At 62.5% G+C, this 13,683-nt stretch carries 13 protein-coding genes; 5 read left to right on the top strand and 8 right to left on the bottom strand.

Annotated features, from left to right (window positions below; all coding sequences use genetic code 11):
- On the top strand, window positions 1–770 hold a 770-nt coding region (locus Q7T45_RS11715), incomplete at its 5' end, for a hypothetical protein (RefSeq protein WP_304870858.1).
- 36 nt (window positions 771–806) lie between these two features.
- Here the strand turns inward: Q7T45_RS11715 and Q7T45_RS11720 are convergent.
- Window positions 807–1,676, bottom strand: coding sequence for an NAD(P)-dependent oxidoreductase (locus Q7T45_RS11720; protein ID WP_304741943.1), 870 nt, complete (start codon window positions 1,674–1,676; stop codon window positions 807–809).
- Window positions 1,677–1,910: 234 nt separating this feature from the next.
- Here Q7T45_RS11720 and Q7T45_RS11725 point away from each other — a divergent pair, with 234 nt between their 5' ends.
- The 4 genes from Q7T45_RS11725 to Q7T45_RS11740 all read left to right on the top strand — a co-directional run bounded on the left by Q7T45_RS11725 (window position 1,911) and on the right by Q7T45_RS11740 (window position 6,093).
- The gene (locus Q7T45_RS11725) at window positions 1,911–2,351 is read left to right on the top strand and encodes a VOC family protein (protein ID WP_304870859.1); all 441 of its coding nucleotides are present in this window, start codon (window positions 1,911–1,913) and stop codon (window positions 2,349–2,351) included.
- Window positions 2,352–2,407: 56 nt separating this feature from the next.
- Window positions 2,408–3,547, top strand: coding sequence for an Mrp/NBP35 family ATP-binding protein (locus tag Q7T45_RS11730; RefSeq protein WP_304870861.1), 1,140 nt, complete (start codon window positions 2,408–2,410; stop codon window positions 3,545–3,547).
- A gap of 190 nt (window positions 3,548–3,737) precedes the next feature.
- Window positions 3,738–4,826 (top strand): TRAP transporter substrate-binding protein, encoded by a 1,089-nt coding sequence (locus Q7T45_RS11735; RefSeq protein WP_304870863.1) that lies wholly within the window; start codon window positions 3,738–3,740, stop codon window positions 4,824–4,826.
- Between the two features lie 178 nt (window positions 4,827–5,004).
- Window positions 5,005–6,093, top strand: a complete 1,089-nt coding sequence (locus tag Q7T45_RS11740) for a TRAP transporter substrate-binding protein (RefSeq protein WP_304870864.1) — start codon at window positions 5,005–5,007, stop codon at window positions 6,091–6,093.
- Window positions 6,094–6,174: 81 nt separating this feature from the next.
- Here Q7T45_RS11740 and Q7T45_RS11745 read toward each other — a convergent pair whose 3' ends face one another.
- The 7 genes from Q7T45_RS11745 to Q7T45_RS11775 all read right to left on the bottom strand — a co-directional run bounded on the left by Q7T45_RS11745 (window position 6,175) and on the right by Q7T45_RS11775 (window position 13,551).
- Complete coding sequence (locus Q7T45_RS11745; protein WP_304870865.1) at window positions 6,175–7,833, bottom strand: TRAP transporter large permease subunit; 1,659 nt, start codon at window positions 7,831–7,833, stop codon at window positions 6,175–6,177.
- Window positions 7,834–7,862: 29 nt separating this feature from the next.
- Complete coding sequence (locus tag Q7T45_RS11750) at window positions 7,863–8,444, bottom strand: TRAP transporter small permease subunit (protein ID WP_304870866.1); 582 nt, start codon at window positions 8,442–8,444, stop codon at window positions 7,863–7,865.
- 224 nt (window positions 8,445–8,668) lie between these two features.
- Window positions 8,669–10,282 carry a TRAP transporter large permease subunit gene (locus Q7T45_RS11755; RefSeq protein WP_304870868.1) on the bottom strand — a complete coding sequence of 538 codons (1,614 nt, stop codon included), beginning with the start codon at window positions 10,280–10,282 and terminating at the stop codon, window positions 8,669–8,671.
- Window positions 10,279–10,818 (bottom strand): TRAP transporter small permease subunit, encoded by a 540-nt coding sequence (locus tag Q7T45_RS11760; protein WP_304870947.1) that lies wholly within the window; start codon window positions 10,816–10,818, stop codon window positions 10,279–10,281. Before Q7T45_RS11760 ends, Q7T45_RS11755 begins: the two co-directional genes overlap by 4 nt.
- A 307-nt stretch (window positions 10,819–11,125) precedes the next feature.
- Entirely contained in the window at window positions 11,126–12,154 is a 1,029-nt protein-coding gene (gene moaA / locus Q7T45_RS11765; protein WP_304870870.1) for a GTP 3',8-cyclase MoaA, read from the bottom strand.
- 108 nt (window positions 12,155–12,262) lie between these two features.
- On the bottom strand, window positions 12,263–12,730 hold the full coding sequence (locus Q7T45_RS11770) for a hypothetical protein (protein ID WP_304870871.1): 468 nt from the start codon (window positions 12,728–12,730) through the stop codon (window positions 12,263–12,265).
- 134 nt (window positions 12,731–12,864) lie between these two features.
- On the bottom strand, window positions 12,865–13,551 hold the full coding sequence (locus Q7T45_RS11775; protein WP_304870872.1) for an HAD hydrolase-like protein: 687 nt from the start codon (window positions 13,549–13,551) through the stop codon (window positions 12,865–12,867).
- Window positions 13,552–13,683 lie beyond the last annotated feature (132 nt).

Here is a 13,683-nt window from a genome sequence, read left to right on the forward strand (position 1 = left end):
GCGTGGTCTCATGGGGGCCGGATCGGCTCGACGTGTTCGTGATCGGCACCGACCGGGCGCTGTATCACAAATGGTGGAACGGCTCGGCCTGGGGTCCGTCGCTCACCGGCTATGAGCGTATGGGCGGTATCTGCCTGGGGCAGCCGGAAGTGGTGGCCTGGGGCCCGAACCGGCTCGACGTGTTCGTGATCGGCACCGACCGGGCGCTGTATCACAAATGGTGGAACGGTTCGGCGTGGGGTCCTTCGCTCACCGGCTATGAACGCCTGGGCGGTGTGTGCATGTCCGCGCCGCGGGTGGTGTCCTGGGGTCCGGACCGGCTCGACGTATTCGTGACCGGCACCGACGGCGCGCTCTATCACAAATGGTGGGACGGCTCGGCCTGGGGTCCGTCGCTCACCGGCTTTGAACGCATGGGCGGCATCTGCGTGGGAGAGCCCGAGGCGGTTGCCTGGGGTCCGAACCGGCTCGATGTGTTCGTGGTCGGCACCGACAGCGCGCTGTACCACAAATGGTGGAACGGCTCGGCTTGGGGTCCGTCGCTCACCGGCTACGAGAATATGGGCGGCGTCTGCACGTCCAGGCCCCGTGTCACGGCGTGGGGCCCGAACCGGCTCGATGTGTTCGTGACGGGCACCGACAGCGCGCTGTATCACAAATGGTGGAACGGCTCGGCCTGGGGTCCGTCGCTCACCGGCTATGAGAACATGGGCGGCGTCGTCTCCGCCTTCCGCACCGATGAAGCCGAACTCCGGCGGCACGCCGCATAACGATACGCGGCGCGCCGTCGACTTTCCGAACAGGGTTCAGCGCTGTAGCCGCGCCAGCAGGCTCGACGTGTCCCAGCGCTTGCCGCCCATCTTCTCGACTTCCGAATAGAACTGATCGACCAGCGCGGTCACCGGCAGGCTGGCGCCGTTGCGGCGCGATTCAGCGAGACAGATCGACAGATCCTTGCGCATCCATTCCACCGCGAAACCGAAATCGAACTTCCCGTCATTCATGGTCTTGTAGCGGTTCTCCATCTGCCAGGATTGCGCGGCGCCCTTCGAGATGGTGTCGATCACGGCCTGGACATCGAGCCCGGCCTTCTTGGCAAAATGAATGCCTTCCGAAAGGCCCTGGACCAGCCCGGCGATGCAGATCTGGTTGACCATCTTGGTCAGTTGTCCCGAGCCGGCGGGCCCGAGCAGCTTGCACATCCGCGCATAGGCCGCGATCACGGGCTCGGCGCCGGCATAGGCGTCGGCGGTACCGCCGCACATCACCGTCAACACGCCGTTTTCCGCGCCGGCCTGGCCGCCGGACACCGGGGCGTCGATGAACTTGAAGCCCGCCTTGGTGGCGGCGGCATCGAGTTCGCGCGCGACTTCAGCTGAAGCGGTGGTGTGATCGACGAAGGTGGCGCCCTTTTTCACGCCCGCGAACGCGCCATCCGCGCCGATCGTGACGGCGCGCAGGTCGTTGTCATTGCCGACGCAGCACATCACGAAATCCTGGCCCTCGGCGGCGGCCTTGGGCGTTGCAGCCGTCTTGCCGCCGAATTTCTCGGCCCATGCCTTGGCCTTGGCCGGCGTCCGGTTGAAGACCGTCACCTCATGGCCGCCCTTGGCCACCAGATGTCCTGCCATGGGGAAACCCATGACGCCGAGACCGAGAAAAGCGACTTTAGCCATGTGAGCAACCTTGGGGTTTTGCCGGCATTGGATGCGCCGGACGGTGTTCTGGAAAGCGGGGGGAGGCCGGTTCGTCCTGGAACAGACCCCCCGGGGATGAGGAAGGCGCACAATAAACCCTGCTGCATGGAGGGCAACTGCCTCCGTTTGGCGCGTCGGCCGGGATTTGTGCTAGGAATGGTGTTCCAAACAATGGCCTTCGAACCAGGGCCGCAAAAAAAGGGAGTGTATCGCATGGGCATGAGCGTGGGCCTGCTTGATCATTTCAACATCCGGACCCGGAAGCTCGACGACACGGTCCGGTTCTACGAGGATATTCTGGGCCTCGAAAAGGGTCCCCGGCCGGACTTTGCCTTCCCCGGAGCCTGGATGTACAGCGAGGGCAAGGCAGTGGTGCATCTGGTCGATATTTCCAGGACCGACGAGGCCCAAAAGCCCGATTCCGGTGTGGTCCATCACGTCGCCTTCGTCAGCCGCGGCTTTTCCGACATGCAGCAGCGGCTGGAAACCAAGGGGTTCAAATACGACTCCCGGCAGGTTCCGGGCGGCGAACTCTGGCAGATCTTCGTCGATGACCCCAACGGCGTCATGATCGAATTGAACTATGAGGCCGCCAAGGAGGAGGGCGTCGCAGCAGCCCCCGCCGAGACCCGGGAAGATATCGGGGCGAGGTAGCCTTTTGAGCCGGACCGCTCTATGGGTCGCATCCAAAGCAAATTAGGAGATGCGCCGTGAGTGTCACGCAGCAAGAGGTTCTCGATGTGCTGGGCAAGGTGAAGTCGCCTGATGGCGTCGCCTTGACCCACGCCAATGTGCTGTCGGCAGTCACCGTGAACGACGGCAAGGTGTTCTTCTCGATCAATGTCGATGCCGCGCAAGCCCGCGCCTGGGAAAGCGTCCGGGCTGCGGCCGAGGCCGCGGTACGCGCCATTCCCGGCGTCACCACCGCCATGATCGCGCTGACCGCCGAACGCAAACCCGGCTCCCCGGCGGCAGCGCCTCCGCCGGCTCCGCATCGCCATTCGCACGGCGTGCAGCCGGTCTCGGCGCATCGCCCGCCGCAGAGCCCCGCCTCGCCGATGTCGAAGCAGTCGGAGATACCGGGCATTGCCGCCGTGATCGCGGTGGCCTCCGGCAAGGGTGGCGTCGGAAAATCCACCACGGCGCTTAATCTGGCTCTGGGCCTGCGCGATCTCGGTTTGCGGGTCGGTCTGCTCGATGCCGATATCTATGGGCCATCGGTGCCGCGGCTGACCGGCATTCACGAGAAGCCGCAGCTGGACGACAACAGGAAGATGATTCCGATTCAGCGTTTCGGCCTCGCCATCATGTCGATCGGTTTTCTGGTCGAGGAGGAAACCGCGATGATCTGGCGCGGGCCGATGGTGATGTCGGCGATCACCCAGATGCTGCGCGACGTCGCCTGGGGAACCCTCGATATTCTCGTGGTCGACATGCCGCCCGGCACCGGCGACGCGCAGCTCACGCTGGCGCAGAATGTGCCGCTGCGCGGCGCGGTCATCATCTCGACGCCGCAGGATCTTTCGCTGATCGATGCGCGGCGGGGGCTGGCGATGTTCAAGAAGGTCAACGTGCCGGTGCTCGGCATCGTCGAGAACATGAGCTATTTCCAGTGTCCGGAATGCGGCACGCGATCCGACATTTTCGGGCACGGCGGCGCACGGCTCGAGGCGGAACGGCTCGGCGTGCCGTTCCTGGGCGAAATCCCGCTGCACATGTCGATTCGCGCCACCTCGGATTCGGGAACTCCTGTCGTGGACAGCGAGCCGGACGGGCCGCATGCGGCGATCTATCGGGCGATCGGGGCCAAGGTCCGCGACCAGCTCCAGGGCGTTATCGCCGCCGCCTGAGCCTGATTTTCACGAAATATGCGACTTTCGTTTATTCAGTGCTGTCATGACGTTGTCGTGTTTTCCGAACGCAATTTTCCGTGTTAAAGCGCCCCCGCCGGAGCGCCTTCGGCGTACGCAGATACCGCGTCGCCGAACATGCCGCTCCAGGAAATCCGGGAAGAAATTGCCCCAACAAGGAGATGCCCTAATGAAGCGTCGTGATTTTTTGAAAGTTTCCGCGGCCGGTGCCGCCGCTGCCGCCGTGGCTTCACCGGCGATCGCGCAATCCTCGCCCGAGATCAAGTGGCGTATGACCTCGAGCTTCCCGAAATCGCTCGATACGATTTACGGCGGCGCGGATCATTTTGTGAAACAGGTTGCGGAAATGACCGACAACAAGTTTCAGATTCAGCTGTTCGCGGCAGGCGAGGTCGTTCCGGGCCTGCAGGCGCTGGACGCGACCTCCAACGGCACCGTCGAGATGAGCCATACGGTCTCGTATTATTACGTCGGCAAGGATCCGACCTTTTCGATCTTCGCCTCCGTGCCGTTCGGCCTCAATGCGCGCCAGCAGAACTCCTGGCTCTCCCAGGGCGGCGGCAACGAGCTCGCCAACGAACTTTTCAAGAAGCATAACGTGATCGGTTTTCCCTGCGGCAATACCGGCACCCAGATGGGTGGCTGGTTCCGCAAAGAGATCAAGACCGTCGCGGATCTCTCCGGCCTGAAGATGCGGATCGGCGGCATCGCCGGTCAAGTGCTGCAGAAGGTCGGCGTGGTGCCGCAGCAGATTGCGGGCGGCGATATCTATCCCGCGCTCGAAAAGGGCACCATCGACGCCGCCGAATGGGTCGGGCCGTATGACGACGAGAAGCTCGGATTTCAGAAGGTCGCGAAGTATTACTACTATCCCGGCTTCTGGGAAGGCGGTCCGACCGTTCACGCCTTCTGCAATCTGGAGAAGTGGAATTCGCTGCCGAAGAGCTATCAGGCCGTGATCGCCAATGCGACCGCGAACGCCAACAGCTGGATGGCGGCGCGTTATGACATGCAGAACCCCGCGGCATTGAAGCGGCTGGTGGCCAGCGGCACCCAGCTTCGACCGTTCACCAACGAGGTGCTGGAAGCCTGCCTGAAGGCCACCAACGAATTGTGGGCCGAACTGTCCGGAAAGAATGCCGATTTCAAGAAGTCGATCGATGCGATGCAGGCTTACCGGTCCGATCAGTATCTGTGGTGGCAGGTCGCCGAGTATACCTATGACAGCTTCATGATCCGCTCGCGCACCCGCGGCTGAGGTCCAGAGGACCAGGAACAAGCCTTAAGTCGTAGAAACCAGCCCGGCCTTCGCAAGAAGGCCGGGCTTTTTTTCATCTGCAAGCCAGTTCGGCATGGAAATCCGGAACCGGATGTTCCATGCTGGTTCCAGCCTCGACAAGAAGGCAACGGACACACAATCAGAGAGGAATTAATCAATGAAGCGACGAGACTTTATCAAGGTCACCGGGGCTGGCGTCGTGGGTGCCGCCGCCATGGCCGCGCCGGCTATTGCGCAATCGACGCCGGAAATCAAATGGCGGATGGCGGCGAGCTGGCCGAAATCGCTCGACACGCTGTTCGGCGGCGCGGAGATGATGTGCAAGATGGTGGCTGAGGCCACCGACAACAAATTCCAGATCCAGCTTTTTGCTGCCGGCGAAATCGTTCCCGGACTGCAAGTGCTCGACGCCGTGCAGAACGGTACCGTCGAATGCGGTCACACCGCGTCGTATTATTACTTCGGCAAGGATCCGACCTTCACCTTCGGCTCGGCGGTGCCTTTCGGTCCCAACCAGCGCATCAATCAGGCCTGGTACATGCAGGGCGGCGGCAAGGAGCTGTTGAACGATTTCTACAAGGGCTTCAACGTCCACTCGCTGCTCGCCGGCAATACCGGCTGCCAGATGGGCGGCTGGTTTCGCAAGGAAATCAAGACCGTCGACGATCTCAAGGGCCTCAAATTCCGCATCGGCGGTTTTGCCGGACGTGTGCTGCAGAAACTGGGCGCAGTGCCGCAGCAGATCGCCGGCGGCGACATCTATCCCGCGCTGGAAAAGGGCACCATCGACGGTGCCGAATGGGTCGGGCCCTATGACGACGAGAAGCTCGGCTTCTACAAGGTCGCGCCGAACTACTACTTCCCCGGCTGGTGGGAAGGTGGTCCGATGCTGCTGGCCTACGTCAATCTCGACAAGTGGAATGCGCTGCCGAAGCATTATCAGAGCGTTCTCGAGCAGGCCGGCCACTATGCCAACAGCTGGATGATGGCGAAGTACGATCAGGGCAATCCGGCGGCGCTGCGCCGCTTGCTCGCGGGCGGTACCAAGCTGCAGCCATTCCCGCCGGCCGTCATGGAAGCCTGCCTCAAGGCTGCGAGGGAATTGCACGCTGAAACGGCCGCGGCCAATCCGAACTTCAAGAAGGTGCTGGAATCGCTGACCGCCTTCACGAGCAACGGCTATCAGTGGTTCCAGGTCGCGGAAATCGGTTACGACAACTTCATGGCGCGTCACTCCAGGGGCTGATCTGCGAGCAGATCGGCCGCTGACCATCAGACGACGAAAAACCCCGGAGCTTTCGCTCCGGGGTTTTTGCTTGCACCGTGGCTACTGCTTCGAGGGTGGGCCGAAGTCCAGCGGAGGGGGTTCGAATTGCGGAACCTCGATCTGGATGGTGTTTGGATCGATCGTCGATGCGACCCCCTTGTAGTGCATCACCATCTGGGGGAACAGAATCACCAGCCCGACCATGATGCACTGAATCACCACGAACGGCACCGCGCCCCAGTAGATCTGGCCCGTGGTGACGGGATCCATGCGCTTGCCGGTGACCCGGTCGATATAGGATTCCTTCGGCGCAACCGAGCGCAGGTAGAACAGCGCAAACCCGAACGGCGGATGCATGAACGAGGTCTGCATGTTGACGCCGAGGATCACGCCGAACCAGATCAGGTCGATTCCGAGTTTTTCGGCGGCCGGCCCCAGCAGCGGGATGATGATGAAAGCCAGTTCGAAGAAATCCAGGAAGAACGCCAGAACGAACACCAGCGCATTGACGAAGACGAGAAAGCCGACCTGCCCGCCGGGCAGCGAGGTCAGCAGGTGCTCTACCCAGACATGGCCGCTCACGCCGTAGAAAGTCAGCGAGAAAACGCGGGCCCCGATCAGGATGAAGATGACGAAAGCCGACAGTTTGGCGGTCGATTCGGTCGCCTGCCGGATCAGGTCCCAGCTCAGCCGGCGCTTGGCGGCGCCGAGCAGCAGTGCGCCGGCGGCGCCCATGGCGCCGCCCTCGGTCGGCGTCGCGATGCCGATGAAGATAGTGCCGAGCACCAGGAAGATCAGGAACAGCGGCGGCACCATCACGAAAGTGGTCTGCTGTGCCATGGCCGACAGGAAACGGTATCCCGTCAACTTGTCGAGGGTCCAGTTCACGATCGCCACAAAAAACGCGAACAGGATGCCGAAGAACATGCTGAGCACGACGAAGTCCGCGCCGGTCGTCTTCGAGCCCTGCATCGCCAGCCAGGCGAAGGCGACGCTGGCGACGGTGAGCATCCCCAGCGAGACCAGCCCGCGGCTGCCGTCCTTCTCGCGAAAGCCGATCGCTTCCGCCGGTAAGCCCGGCGCCGCCTTGGGAAAGATCATCGAGACGAGAAACGCGTAAAGCGCGTAGAGGCCGGCCAGCACCAGCCCCGGAATGAACGCGCCCTCGTACATGTCGCCGACCGACTTGCCGAGTTGGTCGGCCATCACGATCAGCACCAGCGAGGGCGGAATGATCTGCGCCAGCGTGCCTGACGCCGCAATCACGCCGGATGCCACGCGCCGGTCATAGCCGTACCGCAGCATGATCGGCAGCGAGATCAGGCCCATCGAGATCACGGAAGCCGCGACGACGCCGGTGGTCGCCGCGAGCAGGGCGCCCACGAAGATGACTGCATAGGCGAGGCCGCCGCGGATGGTGCCGAACAACTGTCCGATGGTGTCGAGCAGGTCCTCGGCCATGCCGGATCGCTCGAGTATCAGTCCCATGAAGGTAAAGAAGGGAATCGCCAGCAGCGTGTCGTTGCTCATCACGCCATATACGCGTTCGGGCAGCGCCTGCAGGAAGTCCGGCCGGAACTCGCCGAGTTCGATGCCGACGAAAGCGAAGATCAGGCCCACCGCGCCGAGAGAGAAAGCCGCCGGATAACCCAGCAGCAGGAACACGACCAATGACACGAACATGATCGGCGCCATATTGGCGATAACAAAAGCTGACATCTAGATTCCCCTGCGACCCTGTTCTGCGGTCAGCGTTTTTCGATCGCTTCGATGAGATGCTCGACCTCGGCCTCGAGGGCGTGCACCTGGGTTGCATGCGGATCCGGGATCAAACCGCGCATCACGGCTATTCGCTTGATCAGTTCGGATATGCCCTGCACCAGCAGCAGGGTGAATCCGACGATGATCAGCGACTTGGCGGGCCATTGCGGCAATCCGCCTGCGTTGCTCGATTGCTCGTTGACCTCGACCGAGCGCATGAAGAACGGGCCGCCCGTAATGATCATGACGATGCACAGCGGAATCAGAAAGAAAGCATGACCGACGACGTCGACCCAGTCCCGCAGCTTTTTCTTCATCATGTTGCTGATGATGTCGATCCGGATGTGCTCGTTATCGAGCAGTGTCCACGGCGCGCAGAACAGGAACACGATGCTGAACAGCAGCCACTGAAGCTCGAGCCAGGAATTCGACGAGACGTCGAAGGTTTTTCGGATGATCGCGTTGACGGTGGCGACGACCACCGCCACCAGGATCAGCCATGCCAGGCGCTTGCCCACCCATTTGGTGAACGCATCGATTCCCCGGCTAAATTTCAAGAGCGATTGCAACGAAATCCCCTCCCAGTTGCGCCTCTGCCCGTCTTTCCCGCGCCCGTCAGACGCGGCGGCTTATCCTGCCCGGCCAGCATGAAGCGATCATACCATTCCAGCGCGCGGAGCCGCCGTCAATTGAAGTTTGTTGATATTGAAGGGGAATATTCGCCCGCGGTACCACCGTGCCCAGGCCGCAGGCAGCGCCGCCGGTAGTTTTCGTTTTGCCCTCCGGGGGACCGCTACTGGGGCTTTCCAAACGTTTTGAAATCCGGTGGTGGCAATTCATCCATTTCCGGAATTACGATCCTGACCTTGCTGATGTCCTCGGCGCTGATCGGCTTGTCGAGGAGTGCCGTCACGGTCCACGGGAATGCGATCACCAGCACAACCATGATGATCTGTAATCCGATCCAGGGCACGGCGCCCCAGTAGATATCCGAGCTCTTGACCGACCTGGGCGCCACCCCGCGCAGGTAGAACAGCGCGAAGCCGAACGGCGGATGCAGGAACGAGGTCTGCATGTTGACGCAGAGCATGACGCCGAACCAGATCAGCGCCGCGTCCGCCCCGACCACCGGCGTCAGAACCTTCTGCGCGATCGGCGCCACCATCGGCAGGATGATGAAGGCGATCTCGAAGAAATCGAGGAAGAACGCCAGGAAAAAGATGAAGAGGTTGATGAAGCTCAGGAAGCCCCAGACACCGCCGGGCAGCGAGGTCAGCATGTGTTCGAGCCACACCCCGCCCGAAACACCGAGGAATACGATCGAGAAACAGGTCGAGCCGATCAGGATGAACACCACCATGGTGGTCAGGCGCATGGTGCTTTCGTAGCCCTGCTTGATCAGGCTGCGCAGTTCCGGGATGCGCACGGCCTCGAGGCAAACCCAGACCACGGCGAAATAGGCGAAGACGAAGGTGAGCTTGAACAGCAGGCCCTGCGTCAGGAAAACTCCGATGATGGCGCCGATGCCCAATGCGATGACGCCGGCAATCAGGATTTTCTGGCCGGTGCTGCTGAACTCCTTGCTGTGGATTGCCGCGAGCACGATGGCGCCGATCGCACCCATGGCGCCGGCTTCGGTCGGGGTGGCGAGGCCGAGCATCATGGTGCCGAGCACCACGAAGATCAGCACGGCCGACGGGATGATGCCCATCAGGCATTTGCGCCATAGCGGCCAGCCCCGCAACGTCAGTTGGTCGCGCGGCACCGGCGGCACGTGGTCGGGCTTGATGAGGCCGAGGAAGAAGGTGTAGCCGGCGAACAGCGCGATCTGCAGAATCGACGGGCCCCATGCACCGAGATACATGTCGCCGACCGACTTGCCGAGCTGGTCGGCGAGCACGATCAGCACCAGCGACGGCGGCACCAGCTGGGTGATGGTGCCGGAAGCGGCGAGCACGCCGGTAATGTAGCGGATGTTGTACTTGTAACGGATCATCACCGGCATCGAGATCAGCGCCATCGCGATCACCTGCGCCGCCACCGTTCCGGTAATGGCGCCGAGGATGAAACCGACGATGATGACGGAATAGCCGAGGCCGCCACGGATCGGACCGAACAGCTGGCCCATCGAATCCAGCATGTCTTCGGCGAGGCCGCAGCGCTCCAGGATCGCGCCCATGAAGGTAAAGAACGGGATCGCGAGCAACAGTTCGTTGGACAGCACGCTACCGAAGATCCGGCCCGGAATGGCCTGCAGGAAAACGAAATCGAAGAAGCCGAGATAGATCGAGAGGAAGCCGAACAGGAATCCGACCGCGGCCAGCGTGAATGCCACCGGGAAGCCGATCAGCATCGCCAGAATCAGGCCGCCGAACATCAGCGGCGGCATCATTTCCAGCGTGATCATTGCATCGGTCTCTCGTATTTGGCGTCGATGGTCACGAGGTTCTGCAGCGCGGCGATGCGCTTGATGACCTCGGATACGCCCTGCAGCGCCAGCATCACGAAGCCCGCCGGAACGACGATTTTAATCGGCCAGCGCAAGAGGCCACCGGCATTGCTCGACGCCTCGCTGACGGAGTAAGCCTGCATGAAGAACGGCCAGGACAGCCAGGACAGCAACAGGCAGGCCGGGATCAGGAACACCAGCGTGCCGATCAGATCGAGCCAGAGCTGGCCGCGCTCGGAGAGCATCAGATAGAGGATTTCGACCCGCACATGTTCATTGCGCTTGAAGGTGTAGGAAGCGCCGAACATCACCAGGATCGCGAACATGTACCATTGCAGTTCGAGCCAGCCATTGGAGCTGTAGCCGAAGGCGTAGCGGATCATCGCATTGCCGGCGCTGACCACGCAGGCCGCCAGGACCAGCAGGTTGCAGACGTTGCCGATTTTTTCGTTGAGCAGGTCGATCCCGCGGCTCAGCGCCAGTAGCGGACGCATCATGTTCGTCCGGGCTTTCGCCGGTCGAGCGGATCCGGCGCTTCAGCGCTCTTCTTTTCGCCGCCGTGTGTCGCGCGCAGGGCGCCACGGCTTGTTGTTTGCTGCGACCGCAATGTCATCCCCCAACCAGCGCTCTTGCCGTCTTGACTGCGCCCTTGAGAGCGCAGCGGCCCTTTCGGCCATGCAAGCATAAAGCCGCCGCACCATTTCAGCGCGGCGCGGCAGCGTCAATTGGAAAATGGAAACCTTGCGACGGGCACGTGATCGCATGAGCCCATAATGTAACAGCGCGGTAACAGGCTGCTCTTCAGCCGCCGGTGACGCTCATATGCCGGCTGACGCTCGGGCGGTTGTGCCGGCGATCGATAATGAAGTCGTGGCCCTTGGGTTTCAGGCCGATGGCGCGGTCGATCGCGGCGGAGAGCAGGTCGTTGTCGGCGGAAGCCCGCAGCGGTTTGCGCAAATCGGAGGCATCCTCGTGGCCGAGGCAGGTATGCAGCGTTCCGGTACAGGTGATGCGCACCCGGTTGCATGCTTCGCAGAAGTTGTGGGTCATCGGCGTGATGAAGCCGAGCTTGCCGCCGGTTTCGGCGACACTGACGTAACGGGCAGGGCCGCCGGTGTCATCAGGCAGATCGGTCAGCGTGAATTGCTGGGCCAGGCGCGTGCGCAACAGCGACAGCGGTACATACTGATCGATGCGGCCTTCGCCGATGTCGCCCATCGGCATCACCTCGATCAGCGTCAGCGCCATGCCCTTGCCGTGCGCCCATTGCATCAGGTCAGGGATTTCCTCCTCGTTCAGGTTCTTCAGCGCCACCGCGTTGATCTTGACGGCGAGGCCCGCCGCGCGCGCGGCCTCGATGCCGGCCAGCACCTTGTCGAGATCGCCCCAGCGGGTGATCGCCTTGAATTTCGCGGGATCAAGGGTGTCCAGCGAGACGTTGATGCGGCGTACCCCGCAGTCGCGCAATTCGTTAGCAAAGCGCGCCAGCTGCGAGCCATTGGTGGTCAGCGTCAACTCGCCGAGCGCGCCAGAGTCGAGGTGGCGCGACAGCGACCGCACCAGCGACATCACGTTGCGCCGGACCAGCGGCTCGCCGCCGGTCAGCCGCAGTTTCTTCACGCCCTTGGCGATGAAGGCCGTGCACAGCCGGTCGAGCTCTTCCAGCGAGAGCAGATCGGCCTTGGGCAGGAATGTCATGTCTTCCGACATGCAATAAAAGCAGCGCAGATCGCAGCGATCGGTAACCGATACCCGCAAATAGCTGATGGTCCGGCCGAACGGGTCGGTCATCGCACGCGATAGTGATGCGGAAGAGCTCGGTGACGACATTCAGATGCGCCTTTTCGGTAGCAGCCGCGGAGAGGGCGCTACCCTCGCAATCTAGGCAGGTTGCGGCAGCAGTACAATCCGCACCTGTTCAGGTGCAGCCCACGCGCTTCAGCGGGGGGCTGGCGGGGGCGGGGGCGGGAACGGCGATGCCGCGGGCGCGGCCGCTGCCGGCTTCGGCTGTTTCGGCTTGGGCGGCCGCTTGCGAACCGGCTTGGGCGGCGGCCCCGCGGGCTGCAGTTCCGCGACGACCGGATTCGGATCGATCGTGGTCGAGGCCGGTGTCGAGAAATCGCCGGGGAGATTGATGACCTGCACCGGGACGGTGGCCGGCAGGAACTTGTTCAGCGTGTAGGTGACGGTGAAACCGCCATCGACCGCGGGAACCGCGACGGAGCAGGGCGTTTTGCAGCCCGGTCCCACCGACGTCTTGGCGTCGGCGCCTGACGGAATCGAATCGAGCTGGACCTGCACGGTGGGCGGCGCCGACTTGAAGGCGTCCATGGAAAACGAGGAGGGCAACGAGGAACACCCGGCCAGGCTGGCCCCGGCAACCGCAATTACGACAACACGACGCATATCGGCCACTCTATTGCGGCTGACCGCCACAATCCCCGCGCCGACCTTAGGAGCGTCAGGATATCGGCGCAACCATGCCGGGCGGAATCGTTAAGAAATGGTTAATTCTTATATTTAACAATACTATCAGTATCTTATGGTAAGTTCCGGGGCGCCGCCAGGCGTTCGACGGCGTCCGGCAAATGGCGCATGTGGCTGATCAACAGGTCCGGTTTGAGATCGGCGATCGGCACCTCGGTGAAGCCGAATTCAACGCCGATCACCGGAATCCCGGCGCGGCGGGCAACCCCGATATCCGGACCGGCATCCCCCACCATGATCGCCCCGGCGATGAGCCCGCCGGCGCGCGCCACTGTCTCGCGCAGGATCACGGGATCGGGTTTTGCAACCCCGAACGTGTCGGCGCCGCAGATCGCGGCAAACCGCGAACTCAGGCCGAGCTGGTCGAGCAGCAGCTTCGACAGCCCCTCCAGCTTGTTGGTGCAGACCGCGAAATGAAATCCGCGCGCGGACAATTCGTCGAGCGCGCTCTCGAGGCCCTCGAACGGCCGCGAGGCGTCGGCGATATGGGCGGCGTAGTAATCGATGAAATCCCGAAACATGCGGTCGATGTCCTGAACGGACATGATGCGGCCGTCCACCTCCAGGCCGCGTTCGATCATCCTGCGGGCACCCGCGCCGATCAGGTTGCGCGCGGCATGCAGCGGCACCGGCGGAACGCCCTCGCGGTCGAGCACGAAATTGAGCGCGTTGATCAGGTCGGGCGCGGTATCCACCAGCGTGCCGTCGAGATCGAATACAACAATGCGGGGAGCGGTCATGCGAAAATCGCTATCGGTCCGGGGGCGATCGTGCAAGCCCCTCGGCGGTAAAGGCGCCGGAGCCCCCATATCGCCCTGTTCCTTGCGGAAAAACGACGCTAAAGATGCCCCGCAACACCGGTTCCCGAGGGC

This window comes from Bradyrhizobium sp. (genome assembly GCF_030646015.1).
Lineage (GTDB): Bacteria > Pseudomonadota > Alphaproteobacteria > Rhizobiales > Xanthobacteraceae > Bradyrhizobium.